Below are 20,230 nucleotides of genomic sequence, written 5' to 3'. Positions count from 1 at the left end.
GAATCAAACTCTCCGTTAAAAATCTCTTTAATCGAGTAGCTTGATAATTTTCTGTATCTCATTGAAACGAGCCACCAAAGGATCACGGGGTGATCCTCCTCCTGTGCTTAATAGGAGCAAAATGTGGCGACTCAAACTGTCAATCTGAAACCATCTGATTATCAAATTCGCGCTCTACCACCACCGTGAAGTGAAGGTTGAACGACTTTGTATTAATTATTTGGTATCAGTTCAAATCCAAAACCAACGGTCCAACAAATGTGTTGAACTTTAGTGTTAGTTTGGACGAAAGAATCATTATTTGTTCTTTAGTGCGTTATTGAGTTTTCAAACAACAAACCGCATCACATCATATTCACACACGAAGCGTGTTCATGAACTGTTTTGTGATCAGTCATCAAATGGTGTTTTGTTGTTACCCTTTTGTTTGGGCAACTCGTCTAGTCTATCGTGTTTCTTTTTGGTTGGCAACTCGTTTTAGCGTGATGCCGACCACACCGTTTGTTGTTTAGATTTTCGCTTGTCCTTCAAATGATCAGTAGATGATCTTCTCGGTGACTGCGAAGATTCTTCTTCTTCAAGCAGTGGGAAACACTATGTGATTAGGCGTTTTGTCCTTCCGTGGCCTTCAGGTTTTTATCCCTGTGCCGCGGCGACTGGTAATACTTTACGCAGGTTCAAACAGGGGCGCAACTCGAAAAAGAGCCTTTTTGCCTCGCGAAGGGCTGCCAAGGGGTGGTTTTGAGTGCCCTTGGGCTGGGAGTGGTCTACGTTTGCACTGGTCAGAGAGTTGGTGTGGGGTGGGTCTATGGCTTAAGTCTATGACCCAGTACATAATAATTTCTTCAAAATTTCACCCTATCACCCTAGTTTCCTCCCGCTAAGCCCCCAAAAACCATCTAATTTCCACCCAGAGCCCCCCAAAGAACTGCACACTCTTTAGCTCCCAGGAATGTTAGGGCCCACACCAGCGTTACAAAGACATATATCCCAGTACCTTATAAGGAGCACCGCCATGACCGTCCTATCGTTATTAGACTTCGCCTCAATCTTTCCCGGGGAGCGCCCGGCAGATAGCTTTAAGAGATCTGTAGACATGGCGCAGCTGGCAGAGAAGCTGGGCTACGAACGAATCTGGTACGCAGAGCACCACAACATGAAAACCATTGCGTCCTCAGCACCTGCCGTTCTGATTGCCCACGTAGGTGCTCATACTTCAACAATCCGCCTGGGAGCAGGCGGCATCATGCTACCCAACCATGCACCTCTTACTATCGCTGAACAGTTCGGTACCCTCGCTGAAATGTACCCCGAGCGTATCGACCTGGGGCTTGGCCGCGCACCCGGCACCGATATGCGCACCTTACAAGCTCTGCGCCGTAGCCCCAATGATGCTGAGCGCTTCCCTCAGGACGTCAAAGAACTTCAGGGCTACCTGACTGGCAACACCCAAATCCCCGGTGTCCACGCAACTCCCGGAAACGGCACCAATGTACCCCTCTACATTCTGGGGTCCTCCCTCTTTGGGGCATCCCTTGCTGCAGCGCTAGGTCTGCCCTATGCCTTTGCCTCCCACTTTGCCCCCACGCACCTAGAAGCTGCTATCAGGGTCTACCGTGACCGCTTCCAACCCTCAGAACAGTTGGATGAACCCTACGTCATCGCGGCAGCTAACGTCATTGCCGCTGACAGCATGAACGAGGCTAAAGAGCAGCAGGTGGAATCTCACCGCCAACGCGTGAAAGCCATGATGAACCGTGGCGACCAAGAAATGACAGATGCCCAGCTCGATCTACTGGTGCATTCAGCCCAGGGACAGCAAATTCTAGAGATGCTACGCTACACCGCCCTGGGTACCGCTGAGGATGTTCGTGACTACCTCACCCGCTTTGCAGGCATGGTGCAGGCAGACGAAATCATGATTTCAAATCTCTCCCCCAGCACGGAGCAGGCCCACCGTGGGCTGGAAATTCTTGCTGAGGCAATGATTCACCGGTCATAAACCTCAGGTATCAACCCCTTAGATATAGCTAGCCCCTCAAAAAAGCCAAGACAGCACGCACCCGCCGGTTACCGGTATCAGCTGGTAGCCCTAGCTTGTCGAAGATATTCCCCACGTGCTTAGCCACCGTTGCCGGGGAAATGAAAAGGGCAGCTTCAATCTCAGCGTTAGAACAGCCCTGCGCCATTAACCTGAGAATCTCTAGCTCGCGCGGTGAAAGGGCTGCGAGCGCACCGCCACCGTGCCCTGCTGTGGGCTTGTCAGCTTCAGAAGCAGCCAAACCTAGATTAGAGGTGCCCCCACCTAGTAGGTGCTGCACAACGTCCGGGTCAATAACAGTGCCGCCGGTAGCTATTGCCTCCAAGGCGGCAGCGAACTCCTCAATATCCCCCACCCTGTCCTTGAGGAGGTACCCCAGACCAGCAGCTCCGCTGGCAAAAAGCTCTCGGGCGTAAGCGGTGGTGATGTACTGCGAGAGCACCAGGATGGGGAGCTCCGGATAGATCTCTCGGAGCTGTAAAGCGGCCTTCAAACCGTCTGAAGTATGGGTAGGTGGCATGCGCACATCGGTAATAACCGCATCTACCGCCGGGGCAGAGGGCGACTGCGATGCTGCAGCAGTGACGGCTGCAAGGAGCGCGGGAGCATCTGCTACTTCAGCAACTACAGTGTGCCCTAGAGCGCCCAAGACCATCTTCAGCCCCTCCCGCAAGAGGGTGGAGTCTTCGGCAAGGATGATACGCATAGCTGGGGCCCTTCGGTAGGCGGTCTTAGAACGAGTTTTACATGCCCGAGCAGGTGGCGCTTCATACGAAACACCACCTGTAAGGGGTTTGAGGGATTTAGGATTGAACCAGTAGGGGAAGCACCAGAGTGATGCGGGTGCCACCTTCTACCGGTGAGGTCACCTGCACCGTACCGCCGATTGCAGCTGCACGCTCCGTTAGACCGGATAGACCAGTGCCAGCATCTGGGGTAGCTCCACCGCGGCCATCGTCCTCAGAAATCACGACCAGTGAATCACCGGACTGGTGCACAGTGACCACTAGACGGGAAGCAACAGCATGCTTAACCGTATTGGTCAGCGCTTCATTGACTGTGTAGTAGGCGGTGCGCTCAATGTCGCGGGGCAGACGAGCGGGAGCATCATAGACCAGATGCAGGGGCAGGACGCTGTGTCGGGTCAGCTCCTCTAAAGCTGCACGTAGGCCGTGGTCTTCAAGGACAGCCGGGTAAATACCGCGGACCGTGTCACGCAGGGTGGTCTGAGCGTGGGATAGCTGAGTGCGAGCCTGCACGATATGCCCGTGTACCGCATCAGCTCTTTCGCTTTTGGTTTCAGCAGCTAGATTCTTCGCCTCTAGTTCCGCCAGACCCAGGCGTAGGTTAAGGTTGACCAGCTCCTGCTGCACGCCGTCGTGCAAGTTACGTTCAATGCGGCGGCGTTCTCCCTCAAAAGCATCGACAATCTTGGTACGGGACTCCGCCAGTTTGGCAGTCTGACGCTCGAATTCCTCAGGACGAGGAGAGAGAACCAGCTTGGATAGGCTGGCACCGCTAGCCGCTAGTACACCGTTAAGGTAAGCGAAAAGAACAAGAGCAAAGGGGATAGCCGCCACTGGAACCCACCAGAGGGCCGGGTCGATCAGTGAATAGCCGTTAGAGACCATCACCTCAGGAGAAGTAGATGTCGCAACGAAAAAGTCAAAGATGTTAACCCCTTCAGAAGGACGATAGACCTGCTGCGCCTGACCAATGAGGTAACCCAGCCACGCCAGAGAACCAATGGCCGCCACCTGCAAGGTCACCAAAACACCGGCGACACTACCCCACAAAGTGGTGATGAGTAGCGAGCCAACCTCCCGCCAAGTAGCAACCTCCTTGTAGCGGAAGAGCAGCTGATCGAAACCCCTGTTATCGGGGAAGTTCACATGGCCGTTGGGTATAAGCCCAAAACCGGTTGCTTTCAGACGCCAGCGCTCATAGTAGCCAAAGCCGATAGCGATGAGGGGAAGTGCCAGGACGCCGATAATGCTGGCTGTAACAGTAATGAAAGCCGTGGCAATCAGCCCCTGAACCACGAGCACAGCGAGCGCTGTCCATGGTGTAGTACTGAAAATATAGAGAGGGTTGGCGAGGCGACGCCAGATGCTGTTGAGGTGCTGCGGCGTAGACGCCGTATCGCCCGTTGCTTGGCCGGTGCTCGGGAGATGAGCGGCGGTGTCTGCAGGGGTGGGGTCTGAAGGAGTAGGTGATGGGGATGTAAAGGTGTGTTCGGTTGTCATGCTTCTATTCTTTCGCCCAGCGGGCAGTTGCACAGTGGGGCGGGCTCTACTCTTAGCAACCGCTGGGTAGACCTAGCTCTACCTTTGCACCCGGTCGACGCCCCCCACCCCGTCAGCGGCAAGGGTGGATCTCCGATGACCACACGGCCAGCAACCGCGCCCAACATAATAATGGTGACCGCATCAAAACCGTTTCAGCCGTTGAGCACACGCACCCCAAAGATGCGCACCATCAATAGAAAGGCGCAGTTACCCCTACTCGTGCTGAGTGCCCGGCGCAGAGAGCGCGCCGGTGAGTTCTTTAATCAGGGCACCCAGTCGGTAGCGTTCGGGGGCCAGCGGAGTAATCCCCTCAGCTTCTAGCGGCTCAGAAGTCACCGGACCCACAGAGGCCGCAATCACCGAGGTCTTAAACTTCTGCACCAGAGCTTCTAGGACGCCGGCGGCGCGGGCAGCATCAAAAAGAGCAACTACCGCCGGGGCGGCAGTAAAAGTAATGGCGTCCACCCGCCCGGCAAGAGTTTCATCAAGAAGTTGCTGAACCCGCTGCGGTTCTTCAGGGGCTTCCCACCGGTGGGGCACCGCCGCAGTCACCGTGGCACCCGCCCGAACCAGGCGGTCTTCCTGCGCGGTGTCTGGGGAACCGTGCTGCTGAATCACTAGATGTTTGCCGGTGACACCGCGCTCTAACGCCAAATCCACCAGCGCCGAGGTGCGTTCCTCTGCTGCCATGCCGGCGTCCTGCCAGCCCAGGGCACGCACCGCTCCTCTACCTTTAGCGCCGCGCACCAAAATTTCAGCACCTTCTAAAGCCGCCAAAAGATCTGCCTCACGTCCGCGAGCACGCGCTGCCTCCAGCCAACCGTTCAGCCCGTAACCGGTGGTGACCAGGAGGACCTGGGGTGGGTTGGCAATAACCTGTTCAGTTATCTCTAGAAGGGCAGCGTCGTCCTCGACCGGCACGATCCGCACGGTAGGAGCCAGCAGAACCTGCGCCCCGCTACGCTCAAAAGCGGCAGCTTGCTCTTCAGCCTTGCGGGAGGCAGTAATACCGATAGTTTTACCAGTGAGTACGCCAGTAGTTTCGGTCTGGGGTGTTACAGGATCAAAAGTGCTCATATCCCTACCGTACCGCCCACACCCTTATCTTTTGAGACTTTTAGGCAGTCGTTTAGCGCCCTCACGGATGCTCAGAGGGACCATATGCTGGCTGTGACGGGTGATGAAGTTAGCTACCCAAACAGGGTCTGTTATGGAGTGCTGGCGCAACGCCCCACCGATCGCTTTGTTAATGAAGAACTCTGTGGAACCGAAGTTCTTGATGAGGATTTCTTCAAGCAGGACGGTGCCTGGTCGGGGTTCTGCACCCGCATCTGAGCAGCGGCTTGCTCAAAAACCTGGACGTGGTCAGTGAAGTTTGTGAGGGTGGTCTTTCGAGTGGTCGTTAGAGGCAGATAGAAAGCAGGACGCCCGCAGTGAAGTTAACAGCGGGCGTCCGGCGGTGACGGTGGTCAGGGTTAGAAACTCTCCGAACCTCCGTAGGAATCGTGCACCATGTTGGCAAAGCGCGAGTAGTGGCCCTGGAAGGCAACCGCGATGGTCTTAGTGGGGCCGTTACGGTGCTTAGCCACAATCACGTCAGCCTCACCTGCACGCGTGGACTCTTTCTCGTAGTAGTCCTCACGGTGCAGAAGGATCACCATATCCGCATCTTGCTCTATGGATCCACTTTCGCGAAGATCTGAAACCTGCGGTTTCTTGTCCGTGCGCTGTTCTGAGCCACGGTTGAGCTGGGACAGGGCAATGACCGGCACCTCAAGCTCCTTAGCCATCAGCTTCAGGGCACGGGAGAACTCCGAGACTTCCTGCTGACGTGATTCGACCTTCTTACCCGAGCTCATCAGCTGCAGATAGTCCAGCACAATCAGCTTGAGGTTATTCTTCTGCTTCAGGCGGCGGGCCTTAGCGCGAATTTCCATGAGAGTCATGTTGGGTGAATCGTCGATAAAGAGCGGGGCGCTATCCATTTTGCCCATAGCCGTAGCAATTTTTGCCCACTGGTCATCGTCCAGCTTGCCCTTCCGCAAATCGGATAGGTTGATGCCCGCCTCAGCAGAAAGAATCTTCATCGCAATCTCATTGCGGCCCATTTCCAGGGAGAAGAAAACAGTGGTCATATTGTGCTTAATAGCCGCTGACCTGGCGATATCTAATGCGAATGTGGATTTACCCATGGCCGGGCGCGCCGCAATTACAATCATCTGGCCCGCCTGCAGACCGGCGGTGAGCTCATCAAATTCAATGAAACCGGTTGGTACACCGTGGATGCCACCGGCACGAGAACCGTTAGCTTCAATCTCATCGACAGTCGAGTTCATCGCCTCAGACAGCACCACATAATCTTCTTTGGTGTTATTGCTCGAGACACCGTAAATCTCAGCCTGTGCCCGGTTGACCAGGTCCTCAGCTTCACCGTCACCACTGTAGCCAATCTGCACAATCTTAGTGCCAGCCTCCACTAGGCGGCGCAGCATGGCGCGCTCGGCAACAATTTCAGCATAAAAACCAGCGTTAGCGGCTGTAGGGACGCTAGCAATCAGGCTGTGCAGATAGGCTGCACCACCCACCCGGTTCAGCTCACCGCGTTTGGTCAGCTCATCGGCAACCGTGATTGCATCAGCCGGTTCACCGTGCCCGTAGAGGTGAATAATGGCCTCATAGATACCCTCGTGGGCAGGTTTATAAAAATCAGCACCGCCACCAATGACCTCAACAACGTCAGCGATAGCGTCCTTAGACAGCATCATGCCGCCCAGCACCGACTGTTCGGCGGTGTCATCGTGCGGTGGAGTACGAACAAACTCAGACTGGCTTTCAGACACGGCAAACCCCTTATAAATGATCTTTGATGAACCTCTATCATCTCACCTGGCCCGCGAAAGTTCTCTACCCAAAAAGGTATAAAGGGTGCGCTTTTAACCCCTTTTTCCGCCAAAGGATGCCGGTTATTTGCACCAGGGTGAGTATCAGCAAAGCCCAGATCATCGCGTCGACGAGGCAGCCAAATCAGGGAGGGCATCAAATGCATCTTTCCTAAAGAAATTAGGTTATAGTTTCTTCTAGGTTAGGTAAACCTTATACATCAGGAGAACCGATGAAAATTTCACGCGCTCGCTTTTTGCAGCTCTCACTAGCTACTGCCACCGCTGGCCTGCTCTCAGCCTGTTCCACCGGATCAGGTGATTCGGCGAGTTCCACCGCACCGTCTGCAGATACCGGTGGTGAATACACTGTCAAGCATGCCTTCGGCAGCACAACCTTCAAGCAGGTTCCTCAGCGCATTGCCGTGGTGCAACCCTGGAAGAACCCCGACGTCCTGCTGGCTCTGGGGATCATTCCGGCGGGTGTTCCGCTGGTGAGCTGGGGTCAGAACAGTAATGATTCCACGGATTGGTTCGACGCCAAGTTATCTGAGCTGGGTGGAAACCTTGATGACATCACCCGCTACTCAGAAACCGATGGACCCAACTATGAAGAGCTGGCAAAGCTTGATCCAGACGCCATTTTTGTGCCCTACGGCGATACTTCCCAGGAGGTTTATGACAAGCTGGCCGCAATTGCCCCGGTGGTCCCCGCCCCCGAGGGAGTAGGTGCTTATGAAACCAGCTGGCAGCAGTGTCTTGAAATGGCGGGTGCCATGCTACGCCGTGAGGACGATGCCACTCAAGTCATCAAGGATACCGAAAAGCTGATAGCGCAGAAGGTCGAAGACTTCCCTACCATCAAGGGAGCTAGCTTCATGGCAGGTTACTTTGACGCGGAGCAGAACACCTTTGGCGCTTATACCTCCAAGGATTCCCGCCCTCAGTTCTTTAAATCGCTGGGTATGGTTAATGCACCCTACATTGTGGAACATGAGACCGGGGCAGAATCCGTTTTCTTGAACATTTCTTCTGAGGTACTCGATACCGTAGAGTGCGATGCCCTATGGGCTTGGACTAATTCTTCCGATGAAGAAGCAGCAGTGCGCGAGAACAAGCTCTTTGCTCAGATGCCAGCTCTCAAGAATGACGCGGTGATTTTTGAAGATGACAAGCACCCGGGGCTTGCTCTCTCGGCAGCCTCCCCGCTCTCGGTCGCCTGGATTCTTGAAGAAACTACTCTTTTGGAAAATCTAGCTGACGCAGTGGCACACACCCGCGCCGCCTAAGAACGGCGTTCACACCTGCATCGGGGGCAGGGTGCACCAATGCCACAAATAGCGCCCATTTCTTAGCGACCGGTGAGGTAGTCTCTGGCGATTGCCTCACCCAGTTGCTCCACAAAACGGCGCGGATCAGCCAAGGATTCTTCGAGGCTGGCTCCGGCACCCACCACCGAATAGACGTCATCAAAGCCCGCCTGCCTCCAGGCGTCCTCTTCTAGCTCGTTAAGCCCACAGACGGCAAGCACCGTTTTCCCCTGTTCCTTAGCCTCCCGTGCCACCCCCGCGGGGCCTTTTCCCTGCAAAGTTTGAGTATCCAGCTTACCCTCCCCGGTAATGACGATGTCTGCTGCAGGTAATTTTTGGGTAAACCCAGTGAGTTCGAAACAGACCTCTGTGCCGGGGCGCATGGTAGCACCCAGCACCGATAGGCAGGCAAAGCCCAGCCCACCGGCAGCGCCCGCGCCGCGTGCATCTGCATAAGTTCCACGTGAAACATTAAGCTCTTGCTCAACTGATATAGCTAGTTTTTGTAAATTTTGGTCGAGCAGGTTTACCTGTTCTTCACTGGCACCCTTCTGGGGCCCATAGACTGAGGCAGCTCCATTGCTGCCAGTCAGGGGGTTGGTGACATCACAGGCGACAAAGATTTGAACCTCATCTAACCGTGCGCCAAGACCGGAAAAATCCAGGACATCCAGAGACGCAAGAGCGCCACCGCCAGGGGTAAGCTCCTGCCCGTCAGCATCCCTCAAAGAGGCACCCAATGCCTGCATGAGACCAGCACCGCCATCGGTAGTGGCAGACCCTCCCACACCAATAACCAGGGTTTTAGCGCCAATTTCCAGGGCGTGACGCACCAGTTCGCCAGCCCCGTAAGACGTGGCATTCCATGTGTCCAGCTGGTGCTGACGTAGACGCCAAATACCCGCAGCTTCAGCGATTTCTATTACTGCGGTCAATGTTTCTTCATCAAAGGCATACCGAGCCTCAACCTGAGCTAGGCCCTCAATGGACGGGAGAGGGCCGGTCACCTGGCACGTCACCTCGGTGTACCCGGCAGCAAGAGCAGCGTCTACCGTCCCGTCCCCACCGTCGGCGATAGGGCAGATGACCGGGTTCAGCGACCTATCAATCCGCCTTATCCCGGCAGCTAGAGTTTCTGCGAGATCCTTGCCGCTGAGGGTTCCCTTGAATTTATCGACTGCTATTAGAACATCCATGCACCTCATTATGCCCGCTCACCAGCCATAGGTTAATGAGAAAACGCCCTGCCAGCTGTACTGCCGGCAAGGCGTTTTCTATTACACACACATACACATGAAAGGACACTCATGCAAGAAACCTACGTTTCTTGAAGCTCTCTCGAACCTTGTACCTCAAGTATGGCAGGGGTGTTTGTGAGCCAGCATAAATCCACCTGTGCAGAAGCTAGGAAACCAGTTTCAGCCCCACAATGCCCGAAATGATCATCAGCAAAAAGAGCATCTTGGCAAGAGAAACCGGTTCAGTCCCCGTTGCCATAGCGTAGAAAACGGTTACTGTGGCCCCAATTCCCACCCACACTGCATAGGCGGTGCCTGTAGATAGCTCCCGCATTGCGTAGGCAAGACCCAGCATGCTGAGCACCAGCCCCACCACAAAAACCAGGGAAGGTGTGAGGCGTGTAAGGCCCTCAGATTTCCCCAGGGCAGTTGCCCATACCGCTTCAAAAAGACCAGAAATGACGAGAATGAGCCAGTGCACGGCTACTCCTTACAGTAATAAGAAAGGTGAGTGGCCGTCGTGCTTTACTGCCAGCTCAGTAGCGGTGGCAGACCGGGTACGGCTCCCTCGTCCAGGCTCATTCAGTCTAGCAAGCCTTTATCTAGAGAGAAGACGAGGGCGCTGAAGGGTACTGAGGTACCCACTGACGAACCAGCCCCTTCTTGCCATAAGATAGTCGGCGGTGAACCGCCTCAAAGGGCCCCTTCTTGCCTATTGCTTCAAGCAGGCAAGCAAAGCCGAGGGTCAGTAGCCAGCCGCCGGTACCCACCAGCAAGAGTAGGCCGGCACCCGCAGGTGCGAAGAGCCCCAGGGCAAAGGGAGCAAAAACGATTAAGAAGATAACGGACTGCAGCACATAGCCAGTCATCGAACGACGCCCCAGAGCAGATAGCGCCCACAGTGGAGCTGAGAGTTTTTGCCCGGCGTCCGCTTTCTGCTGTGCACCGTTTAGCAACAGGGTAAGAAGAGCGATAAAGCCGGGGCCAGCAGCCGTACCCAGAGTCATGGTCAGCACCGCAAAGATACCGGTATCCAGCACACCAATTGCTTCAAGGCCCGCTGGGACGCCCGTGCCCACAGCAACCACTGCCCCAAAAGTAGCCGTCCAGACCAGCACTTTCCTATAGCGTGCAGGATCAGCCAGGACACCCTCACGCGCAGCCACAAAACCAATAATGACTAAGGGTAAGAGCATAAAAGCTTGCACCGGGAAACCCAGTAGATTCATCAGCATCATGAGCAGACCGGTGAGCATGACCCTACCGTAGGTTTCAGAAGACCCCAGGAGCAGTTCTGCATCCGCTGACGTTGAGAGCCAGTCACTCCCTAAAACTGAGGTCATGAACAGTGACCCCACCACGCCCATCAAACAGGTCAGTGTGAACATAGATCCGGCTATCCACAGCAGGATTTTGGTACGTACGGCAATCAGGGTAATGAGAACAAGCCCCATCAAGCCATAGGCAACCATAATGTCGCCCCAGAAGAGAAAGACAGCGTGCAGAATACCAAAGACAGACAGCAAACCGTAACGTCGCGCCAGCAGACCGCGGGCAGCACCCAGCGGATAACCTCGCCGATAAAGACTCATCGCAATGATTCCCAGGCCAAACCCCAGCAGAGTGGCAAACATCGGGAAGCCGCGGGAGTGAACAAAGGAGGTGGTGAACATGATGGCCAGGGCGTCCCACCAGCTGCCATTAACGACGCGCCCAGTAGTAGTCATTTGACCCCCGCCGGTAACGACCCACGCAGTGGCAACATTTGCTATTGCAATGCCCCAGAGCATGACACCACGAGCGATATCAGGCACCACCATGCGCCGCTGACTCGCTGAAGCCGCTGATGGTGACGAAGTTTGTGCTGAGGGTAGAGCGCACGTCTGGTCTTCCCCGGTGTGCATGGCTGGTTCCTTTCATAGAAATTACCCCCAGTCTATGGTGCTGCCACAGAGGAAGACCTCCCCCACCAGAGGGAACTAGGAAGGGGGTATTAAAAAAAATAAGAGCGGTGAGACCCCCATACCGGTCTCACCGCTCTTGTCCACAGGTTCAGCATTACCTGTTACTGAAGCACACACATTCGCTTCTTGATTCTTTCGAACCACTACGTCTATTTAACAAGCTTATGCTTATACTTGCTTTGGAGTTAGCTGATAAGAAGCTGAGTATTTTAAGAGGGTTTATTAGAAGAAAGTACCTATCAGAAAGAACCACAGCACCGGATTAGCCAGCAGAGAGACCACCAGCACGGCAAGAAACCAGCTACTGTACCGTGAATACCGGATAAGTCCCGTGAGGGCCAGAGTAAACGCCAGGGTTGCTGCCAGCACGCTAAGAATCATAAATCCCAAGAAAGTGGCTAACACCGTGGACGGCGAACCAACATTGACAGTAAACGCTAAAACCAAGCTAAGAACAGCAACCCCTTCAGTCACCGCAGCAGCAATCAACATCTGGGTGCTCGGCGCTTTGCGTAATCTAGGAGCAACTTTGGTAGAAGAAGGCATACCCTCTAGCATGCCAAACTCAACTCAAAACACCCAATCTCACCCTCAGTAGATAAGCTGTCTCGAAAAAGAGCGCAGAGAAAAACAAAACACCCCGGCTCCCATCAAGGGTGCCGGGGTGTCTTCTGAAGCCTAAGCGTGAAACCTAGTAACTACTCATAGAGTAATTACGCAGCTACAACGTCCAGTTCAACGTTGGCAACAACGTCTTCGTGCAGACGCACGGTGACGGTGTATGAGCCGGTGCGCTTAATAGCGGAACCGAGATTGATGGTGCGCTTGTCAACATCACCTGCGCCAGCTGCTGCAATAGCGTCAGCAACGTGCTCAGCCTTGACGGCGCCGAAGAGACGGCCGTCAGCGCCAGCCTTGTGGGAGACAACAACGTGCTTGCCAGCAAGAGCTGCAGCAGTTGCCTTTGCGTCCTCAAGGTTAGCCTTTACGCGTGCTGCACGAGCTGCACGGATTGACTCAACCTGACGCTCGCCACCAACAGTCCAGGTAACCGCGAAGCCGCGGGGCAGCAGGTAGTTACGGGCGTAACCGTTCTTTACGGTAACGACATCGCCAGCAGCACCGAGACCGGTGACTTCCTGAGTAAGAATGATTTTAGCCATGTTCTTCTACTTTCCTTCTCTTCTTAGCGGCCTGAGCCGGAGTAGGGCAGCAGTGCAACTTCGCGCGCGTTCTTGATTGCCAGAGCAATCTTGCGCTGTTCCTGAACGGTTACGCCAGTAACGCGACGAGCACGGATCTTGCCGCGATCAGAGATGAACTTACGCAGAAGTGCGACGTCCTTGTAATCGATTACGGTGACGTCTGCAGCCTTGAGCGGGTTCTGCTTGGGTTTGGGCTTACGGAGTTCAGCCTTAGCCATCGTGGTGCTCCTTCTTGGTTGGGAGCCCGCGGGATGAGCCGCGGGATGGTGGATAAATTTTCTTGGTGTGAAGGGGACGCTAGGAGCGTTCTTCTAAACGCTGAGTTTAGAAGGGCGGCTCGTCGTCAGCGCCGCTACCCCAGTCGTAGTTACCGCCGGACTGGGCGCCCCAGGGATCAGCCTGAGGTGCCGGTGACTGCGGTGCGGCGGCAGGAGCTGCCTGCGGTGCATTCTGCTGCTGTTGAGCAGGTGCGCCGTAGCCACCCTGACCGCCCTGCTGCTGGCCGTAGCCAGCATTGGAGTAGCCGTTGCCGCCAGAGAATCCGCCCTGAGCGCCAGCGCTGAAGCCGCCGCCCTGGTTAAAGTCAGATCCGCCGCCAAAACCGCCAGCACCGCCACCGAAGTTACCCCCGGAGTTGCGCTGATTGCGGTTGACGTTGGCTGACGCGAAGCGGAGTGAGGGACCGATTTCTTCGATCTCAAGCTCCATGCTGGTACGGCGTTCGCCTTCTTTAGTTTCGTACGAGCGAGACTTCAAACGGCCCTGCGCAATAACGCGCATGCCCTTCTTGAGGGTCTCGGCGACGTTCTCTGCAGCTTCACGCCACACTGAAGCGCGCAAAAAGAGGGTTTCGCCCTCTTTCCACTCGCCCGATGCGCGGTCGAAGTTGCGGGGAGTCGATGCGATCGTGAAGTTAGCTACCGCTGCCCCGTTAGGGGTGAAGCGTAGCTCAGGATCGCCGGTCAGGTTACCGATAACGGTAATGACGGTATCGCCAGCCATGTGATGCCTCCAGTCGTAAGATTTTGTTCAAATAAGTGTCGTGCTTCTGAGTATTACACGGGGGTCTGACATTTTAGTGACCTACCCGTAAAAATTTCAGAAAGGTAAGAGACTTACTTGGCTGAGACCTTCTGATCTTCCGGGCGGATGATCTTGGTGCGCATAACGGATTCGTTCAGGTTAAGAACGCGGTCCAGCTCTGCTGCAGTCTCGGGAGTTGCGGTGAAGTTAACTACTGCGTAGATGCCTTCAGCCTTCTTCTGGATTTCGTATGCCAGACGGCGGCGGCCCCAGATGTCCATATTGTCAACGGTGCCGTTGTCCTTGGTAATGATTTCAAGGAACTTGGAGAGGGTGGGCTCTACAGCCTTGTCCTCTACCTCAGGGTTGAGGATAACCATCAGTTCGTATGCACGCATGATTGAACCCCTCCTTTGGGCTAAGCGGCTATGGGATTTCCATAGCAGGAGATTACGTACGGCCTGGCGCAAACGGGGATTGGCCGAGTGCGGCACAGACTCGCTTAACCTTACAGGAGCGCGCGGCTTTTGGGCAGGTGTGGCACAGTTTTTTGGGTGTAGCTCACAGCACCTTTACCGCAACATGCGGAGGGTTTAGTAGTTGTGCTGACTTGCCAGTGAGTTGATGAAACCAATACGGATGGGCATGGTGAAGAGATCCCAGATAAACATCAACACAATTGGCACGTAGGCTATCCAGAAAATAACCGGAAGCAGAGCAAAGAGTCCGCCGGCGACTAGGTTGAGCACAATGTAGGTGATACCCATAAAAGGCTGGCGCAGGTAGAACTTGTGGGCACCCAGCCACCAGAAGAAAATCAGCAAAAGGTAGGCAACCACCGCCGACTTAGCCTGAACGATATATACCGGCTGGCCTTGGGCAAAGCTCTGCGCACGACCTCCATTATTGAGAGGGGTGGGGCGGTAGTGTTCGGGTTGACCGGTCATGGGCTCCTGCCTTAGTTGTGCCTAGAGAGTTTCGGCGTATTTCTGAAGGGTAGATTTAGCGGCATCTTCACTGGTGATAGCTTGCAGCAGGGCAGCTTCGCTCTCTTCGCTACCGCCCAGACCAACGCTAATGTCAGCGTGGCTTCCATTCGAGACTACCTCAGCACTGATGTAAAAATTGATGGTTTCTCGCTGGGCTTTACCATCAGCCAGGTAGGTGACTTCAAAGGTTGCCGGCCTGTAGCGGCTAGCTCGCCAGGTGTCTGCGCGCTGGTCGTCCTGCACCAGAAAAAAGACGGGGCGATCAATTAGTCTCCACTGGACATCAGTGATGGTAGCGGTGCTATCACTACCGTACGTTTCACTGGTGGGGCAACTTTCAACGTTCAACCGCCGAGCACTTTCGCAGCGCTCCAACCACGATTCAATGATCGTATTGGTTTCTTCCCACATGCGAGGAGATGGCCTCAGAACAAGGTCCAGCGGTTGAAGATTAGAACTGTGCCCGGGCAATGGGGCGGTAATAGTTGGCGGGTTAACGAGCCTGTAGTAAGAGTTATCCGGAAGGCTAAAGGAGTAGTCACCCGGGGGTAAGGGAATATTCCACTGAAACCCAGTTTCAGATTTTAGCCGGCGGCTAGCTGGCAAACTCACCGAGGTTTGGTTGATATCCAGGTTATTGAGCGCAACCGGTGCCTGGAGGGTAAGAGCTTTGTAGGTGGGGGCAGAGAATTCCCACAGATCGTTGAAGGGGCCGGTACGAGTAGCTAATTTTAGCGGTAGAGAAAGATCTTGTTGCTGCCCGTCAACAGAGACTTCCGCGTACACCGTGGCATACTCACCGCCGGTAGAGGTAGACCCTAAAAGAGTGAAATCTTCAATGCGTCCTTTAGCAGCGGAATAGGCTGAGTTAGAAAGGTAGGTGTGATCAAAGGAGCTATAGGCTGAGCGGTCTAGTCCAGAAACATAGTTGCCCTCTTTTAAGGCTGAGAGGTACCGCTCGGCAGTGTCCTCGGGAGTATGTGGCAGAGAGTAATAGTTGCCCACGGCCGCAACAAACGCTGCACACAAAGAGAGGAGAACAACAGTAATGGTGAGTCTGCGCCGGATGCTACGAGAGTCCTGCTTGGTGAGAACCCCAGCGGCTCTGCCGGAAAGTTCCCCCACATGGCCGGGAATCTTGGTTATCAACCCCAGAGAGGTGGTTAAGGGTTCCCTCACGTGGGGCGAGCGTGAACGCTTCACAGCGCGGGCTAACCACTGCACGCTGTCCTTCTTTTTTTGCCCCATGAATCTATCGTAAGGGAAGATACCTAGCCCTACGGTTTTTAAGCGGAGCTATTACCGCCTGGCTGAACCAGGCCGGACTCGTAGGCAAAGACAGCTACCTGAACACGGTCTCTTAGGTTTAGTTTAGAAAGGATGGAGCTGACATGACTCTTTACCGTTGCTTCAGAGACAAAGAACTTCTGAGCGATCTCCGTATTGGATAAACCGCAAGCAATGGCAAGCACGGTATCTTTTTCTCGTGGGGTCAGCAAAGCCACTTCTTTTGAATATAACGGATTAGGTATATAACCATCGACCTTTTTGGTCTTGGTATATTCTTCGATCAGTCGAGCTGTCATACGAGGGGCCACAATCGAATCCCCCTTAACCACAGAGCGCACCGCCTTCACCAGCTCTTCTGGTTGTGCGTCCTTCAGCAAGAAGGCACTTGCACCGGCTCGCAAACCTGCAAAAGCATACTCATCGATATCGAAGGTCGTTAAGATAATGACCTTCGCAGAGGTACTTTGACAAATGTGACCGGTAGCGTCAATTCCGTTCATGACCGGCATGCGCACGTCCATCAGCACAACATCGGGTTGAAGCTGGCGGGCGAATTCTAAACCCTGCTCGCCATCCGATGCTTCGCCCACAATATCGATTCCGGCGCCCTCTAAGACCAGGCGGAAGCCCAGACGAATGAGCGGCTGATCATCAACGAGGAGAACTCGCAGGTTTGTAGCATCAGACATGTCTACGGTCTTTCTATAGCTTCTTATTCTGTATGAGGAAACCTTGCTGAGGGTACCGTCGGTTGCCACACGAGGCGGACACGAGTGGTCCACCCTCCTAGATTATTTCTTCCAGCATCCACACTACCTTTGTAGAAGGCAGCGCGTTCGCGTATCCCAGCAAGGCCCTTGCCTGACCCAAGGTTATTCGAGGGGTTGGGTATACCTTCAGGGGCAGTGCTTCCGTTGTCGATTACGCTCACTTCGATGTGCGGCAAGTGAACCCTTACACTCACCCTCACCAGTGAAGCGTCTTTGGCGTAGCGCAGGGCATTAGTGAGGGACTCCTGCACGATACGGTAAACACTCAGTCTCAGGTTGTTGTCGGCGGGCAGTTCTTCCCCTTCATAGTCAAAGGTGACCGGCAGACCCGTAGCAGCAAAGGAATTCACCAACTCTTCAAGGTTCTCTCGAGCATCAACAGATCTACCTTCGGCCGGTAAAAAGTTAAGCTCTTGCCCGTCAGGATTGCGCAAAACGCCCAGGGTTCGTCTCATATCTGCTAGGGCGGACCGGCCCGTCTTCGAAAGTTCTAAGAGCACCTCTTCAGCCCGGGCGCGGTCCCGTTGCCCAACGATTCTTGCACCATCAGCCAGAGTAATCATGACGGTGAGAGAATGTGCCACCACATCGTGCATTTCACGGGCAATACGGTTTCGCTCCTCACTGGCAGCTAGCACCTGAGTCTGTTCGAAACGCTCGATTACTTGACGGTCGAACTCATTATTTTTATGAGCAAAACGCCCCATCATAACAACCACCAGGTTAAAGGCTAGACCCAAAGCAACCATCAAGGCCAGCGTCATAACAGTTGCTACCGGGCTTTCATCCACACTCGTTGACGGCACTTCTAACGAAGTATCGGTGTAAAGAAAGAGGATATTCCCCAGGGCATATGCCACCACTGATATACAGTAGCCCGCGACGGTCTTAGGCAGACTGGACTCAGCTGCGAGGGTGTAAAGGAAGATTATGGAAGTAAACCCGGTCAGGACGTAACTACTGTGGAGATTTACCGTTAGTCCGTATAAAAATTCTGTGAAGGTGGATACCACTAGTAGCGTCAGCGGTATTTTTTTACGCCAAAAGATACTGATACTGAAAGCTAGATTACTCAGACAGAGTATAGTCACGTGCCAAGCGGCAGGAGATTCCTGGGGGATGGCACTAATAATCAAGAGAAATGCTGTGAGTATCAGGTTCAGTACCAGTAGCAACCAGTTGGTGCCTCGTGGGTGGGTTTTGCGCCACCGGCTGAAGCGACTCCAGCGCATAGCAATGAGGCGTTGCCCCTCTGAACGAAGGGCAACGCTCTGATCAACCGTTGGGTGATTCATTGCTGAAAGCTACCTTTATTTAGAGTCGGTCAGCGCCAACCGCGCCCACCCCAATAGAGCAGGTATCAGGCACCACACCGAGAGCCAGAGTCCGGCTTCAAGATTGGTGATAGCCGCATCATCAGCAACCCCTACAGTAGTGAAGGTCTGCCCCAGTGCCATGGGCAGGTAGGGAACGAAGTCCTGAATCATTTCAGATGCTCCAGCAACCATATTCATGGCGATACTCAGAATGAACATGACGACGACAACCAGAACGATACCGCCAGCATTGTTACGCAGTAGCGTGCCGAATCCCAGACCCATCCAGCTCATGAGCATGCAGTAAAGACCCACTGCTACCCAGTTACTCACGACATCACCGTTGACGGTCACGGCCTCGGTGATACGGCTATCGAGGAGCAATTGAGCTACTCCATAACTCAGGGCGGCTGAAATAAAGCCGATGAAGAAGGTCCAGAAGGAAACCACCAGAAGCTTCGCCAGGTAGGTGGCAGTACGGCGGGGAACAGTCGTCAGGGTGGTGTTAATCTGCCGGCTCGCGTATTCCGAACCGATAAAAACAACGGCGATAGAGGCCACCAACATGGATCCGAACATCATGCCCGAATCGCCAATCCCACGAGCGTAGTTATAGACGTTATCAACGGTCGGGCCGGCGACAGGGGCTGCACCTGTTGCTACGGCTTCCTGGGCCGCCAGAGCGCTTTCGTACATCTGGTTGATAACAACAGCAAACATAGCTCCCATACCCACCATAATGAGCAGAGTAACCGCTAGCATGATCCAGTTAGTAGCAAGAGTGCGGAATTTGATTGCTTCACCGCGCACAGCACCCAAGAAAGTGAGCTTGTGGGAAGGGAAGTGGGCGGACACCTGGGGGGTTCCTGCCGATAGGGTTGCAGTAGTCATGGTTAGTTCTCCTTATCAGCGGTTGTGCCCCAGGGGGTGCCAGTGGCGATTTCAGGTGTCGGTTGTCCAGCAAACTCTCCCGACTGGTATTCGACCTCATCACGGGTCATGTTCATGTAGACCTCTTCCAGGGTGGCAACCTGCGGGATAATCTCGTGTAGCAGCACCCCAGCGTCCACACCCAGGCGGGCAATATCGCGGGTGGGAGCCTGGACTAGCAGCCCATCGGTTTCTACCGCATCAAAAGCCACGGAGCGTTCTTTAAGGCGGCGAGCAAAGTCATCTCGCTCATCGGTGCGGACCAGTACACGGTCGTTGTTAGCCAGCGCTAAGAAATCCTGCATAGAGCTGTTCGCCAGAATGCGGCCGCGCCCAATCACCACCAGATCATCGGCAGTCTGGGACATCTCGCTCATCAAGTGCGAGGAAATCAGCACGCTTGTGCCCTGGGACGCCAGGTGCCGGGCAAGGTTGCGCACCCAAATAACGCCCTCAGGGTCAAGACCGTTCACCGGCTCATCCAAAATAACGTTCTGGGGGTTACCCAGCAGAGCTGCAGCAATTCCCAGGCGCTGGCCCATACCTAGAGAAAAGCCGCGCACCTTTTTACTGGCAACATTGGTCAGACCGGTCATTTCAATGACCTCATCTGCGCGGGACGCTGGTAGCCCGTGGGTGACTGCCAGCGAGCGCAGGTGGGCGCGTCCGCTACGGCCCGGGTGCATAGCCTTAGCATCCAGCAACGCACCAACGCTGGTCAGTGGGCTGGGCAGGGAGCGGTAGTTTTTACCGTCGATCAGCGCGGTGCCACTGGTGGGCTTCTCAAGACCCAGCAGTAGGCGCATGGTGGTTGATTTGCCGGCACCGTTGGGGCCAAGAAAACCTGTAACCCTGCCGTCGGGTACGGTGAAACTAATGCCGTCTACAGCGGCTTGGTTCCCGTATTGTTTGGTGAGGTTACGAACTTCTAACATGCGTTCTCTCCTAGTGGTCCGGGTTCTTCCTTCACCACTAACACTAGGAGCA

The 20,230-nt window shown here is 54.6% G+C and carries 21 protein-coding genes; 2 read left to right on the top strand and 19 right to left on the bottom strand.

Features of this window, described 5'->3' with window-relative positions:
• Positions 1-1,015 precede the first annotated feature (1,015 nt).
• Positions 1,016-2,002 (top strand): LLM class flavin-dependent oxidoreductase, encoded by a 987-nt coding sequence (locus tag M3668_RS09205; RefSeq protein ID WP_251380543.1) that lies wholly within the window; start codon positions 1,016-1,018, stop codon positions 2,000-2,002.
• 28 nt (positions 2,003-2,030) lie between these two features.
• Here M3668_RS09205 and M3668_RS09200 read toward each other — a convergent pair whose 3' ends face one another.
• The 5 genes from M3668_RS09200 to dnaB all read right to left on the bottom strand — a co-directional run bounded on the left by M3668_RS09200 (position 2,031) and on the right by dnaB (position 7,169).
• Complete coding sequence (locus tag M3668_RS09200) at positions 2,031-2,747, bottom strand: response regulator transcription factor (protein WP_251380542.1); 717 nt, start codon at positions 2,745-2,747, stop codon at positions 2,031-2,033.
• Between the two features lie 97 nt (positions 2,748-2,844).
• A complete protein-coding gene (locus M3668_RS09195) occupies positions 2,845-4,287 on the bottom strand; it encodes a sensor histidine kinase (protein ID WP_251380541.1) in 1,443 nt (480 codons plus the stop codon).
• Positions 4,288-4,542: 255 nt separating this feature from the next.
• Positions 4,543-5,406 (bottom strand): uroporphyrinogen-III synthase, encoded by an 864-nt coding sequence (locus M3668_RS09190; RefSeq protein WP_251380540.1) that lies wholly within the window; start codon positions 5,404-5,406, stop codon positions 4,543-4,545.
• Positions 5,407-5,430: 24 nt separating this feature from the next.
• Complete coding sequence (locus M3668_RS11185) at positions 5,431-5,568, bottom strand: DNA alkylation repair protein (RefSeq protein WP_353055975.1); 138 nt, start codon at positions 5,566-5,568, stop codon at positions 5,431-5,433.
• A gap of 236 nt (positions 5,569-5,804) precedes the next feature.
• Positions 5,805-7,169, bottom strand: coding sequence for a replicative DNA helicase (gene dnaB / locus M3668_RS09180; RefSeq protein WP_251380538.1), 1,365 nt, complete (start codon positions 7,167-7,169; stop codon positions 5,805-5,807).
• A 272-nt stretch (positions 7,170-7,441) separates the two neighbouring features.
• Between dnaB and M3668_RS09175 the strand changes: the two genes are divergently transcribed.
• Entirely contained in the window at positions 7,442-8,497 is a 1,056-nt protein-coding gene (locus tag M3668_RS09175) for an ABC transporter substrate-binding protein (protein WP_251380537.1), read from the top strand.
• A 62-nt stretch (positions 8,498-8,559) separates the two neighbouring features.
• On the opposite strand, the gene M3668_RS09170 is transcribed toward M3668_RS09175, so the two are convergent.
• The 14 genes from M3668_RS09170 to M3668_RS09105 form a co-directional block, all read right to left on the bottom strand.
• A complete protein-coding gene (locus tag M3668_RS09170; protein ID WP_251380536.1) occupies positions 8,560-9,714 on the bottom strand; it encodes a glycerate kinase in 1,155 nt (384 codons plus the stop codon).
• Between the two features lie 208 nt (positions 9,715-9,922).
• A complete protein-coding gene (locus M3668_RS09165) occupies positions 9,923-10,237 on the bottom strand; it encodes a DMT family transporter (protein WP_251380535.1) in 315 nt (104 codons plus the stop codon).
• Positions 10,238-10,358: 121 nt separating this feature from the next.
• Complete coding sequence (locus M3668_RS09160) at positions 10,359-11,660, bottom strand: DUF418 domain-containing protein (protein WP_251380534.1); 1,302 nt, start codon at positions 11,658-11,660, stop codon at positions 10,359-10,361.
• Between the two features lie 282 nt (positions 11,661-11,942).
• Positions 11,943-12,266 (bottom strand): hypothetical protein, encoded by a 324-nt coding sequence (locus tag M3668_RS09155; protein WP_251380533.1) that lies wholly within the window; start codon positions 12,264-12,266, stop codon positions 11,943-11,945.
• 167 nt (positions 12,267-12,433) lie between these two features.
• Positions 12,434-12,883 (bottom strand): 50S ribosomal protein L9, encoded by a 450-nt coding sequence (gene rplI, locus M3668_RS09150; protein ID WP_251380532.1) that lies wholly within the window; start codon positions 12,881-12,883, stop codon positions 12,434-12,436.
• A 23-nt stretch (positions 12,884-12,906) separates the two neighbouring features.
• A complete protein-coding gene (rpsR, locus tag M3668_RS09145) occupies positions 12,907-13,143 on the bottom strand; it encodes a 30S ribosomal protein S18 (protein ID WP_237203746.1) in 237 nt (78 codons plus the stop codon).
• Between the two features lie 106 nt (positions 13,144-13,249).
• Positions 13,250-13,927 (bottom strand): single-stranded DNA-binding protein, encoded by a 678-nt coding sequence (locus M3668_RS09140; protein ID WP_251380531.1) that lies wholly within the window; start codon positions 13,925-13,927, stop codon positions 13,250-13,252.
• Between the two features lie 113 nt (positions 13,928-14,040).
• A complete protein-coding gene (rpsF, locus tag M3668_RS09135; protein WP_251380530.1) occupies positions 14,041-14,346 on the bottom strand; it encodes a 30S ribosomal protein S6 in 306 nt (101 codons plus the stop codon).
• A gap of 195 nt (positions 14,347-14,541) precedes the next feature.
• Positions 14,542-14,895 carry a TM2 domain-containing protein gene (locus M3668_RS09130; RefSeq protein WP_251380529.1) on the bottom strand — a complete coding sequence of 118 codons (354 nt, stop codon included), beginning with the start codon at positions 14,893-14,895 and terminating at the stop codon, positions 14,542-14,544.
• A 21-nt stretch (positions 14,896-14,916) separates the two neighbouring features.
• The gene (locus M3668_RS09125; RefSeq protein WP_251380528.1) at positions 14,917-16,185 is read right to left on the bottom strand and encodes a hypothetical protein; all 1,269 of its coding nucleotides are present in this window, start codon (positions 16,183-16,185) and stop codon (positions 14,917-14,919) included.
• A 38-nt stretch (positions 16,186-16,223) separates the two neighbouring features.
• Positions 16,224-16,916: a response regulator gene (locus M3668_RS09120; RefSeq protein WP_251380527.1), complete on the bottom strand. Its 693-nt coding sequence runs from the start codon at positions 16,914-16,916 to the stop codon at positions 16,224-16,226.
• A gap of 23 nt (positions 16,917-16,939) precedes the next feature.
• On the bottom strand, positions 16,940-18,292 hold the full coding sequence (locus M3668_RS09115) for a sensor histidine kinase (RefSeq protein ID WP_251380526.1): 1,353 nt from the start codon (positions 18,290-18,292) through the stop codon (positions 16,940-16,942).
• Between the two features lie 15 nt (positions 18,293-18,307).
• Positions 18,308-19,204 carry a hypothetical protein gene (locus tag M3668_RS09110; protein ID WP_251380525.1) on the bottom strand — a complete coding sequence of 299 codons (897 nt, stop codon included), beginning with the start codon at positions 19,202-19,204 and terminating at the stop codon, positions 18,308-18,310.
• 2 nt (positions 19,205-19,206) lie between these two features.
• Complete coding sequence (locus M3668_RS09105; protein WP_251380524.1) at positions 19,207-20,178, bottom strand: ABC transporter ATP-binding protein; 972 nt, start codon at positions 20,176-20,178, stop codon at positions 19,207-19,209.
• Between the last annotated feature and the right edge of the window lie 52 nt (positions 20,179-20,230).

Origin of the sequence: Rothia sp. P100, assembly GCF_023712425.1 — a bacterium.
GTDB lineage: Bacteria > Actinomycetota > Actinomycetes > Actinomycetales > Micrococcaceae > Rothia > Rothia endophytica.
This window is presented reverse-complemented; position numbering and strand designations above follow the sequence as displayed.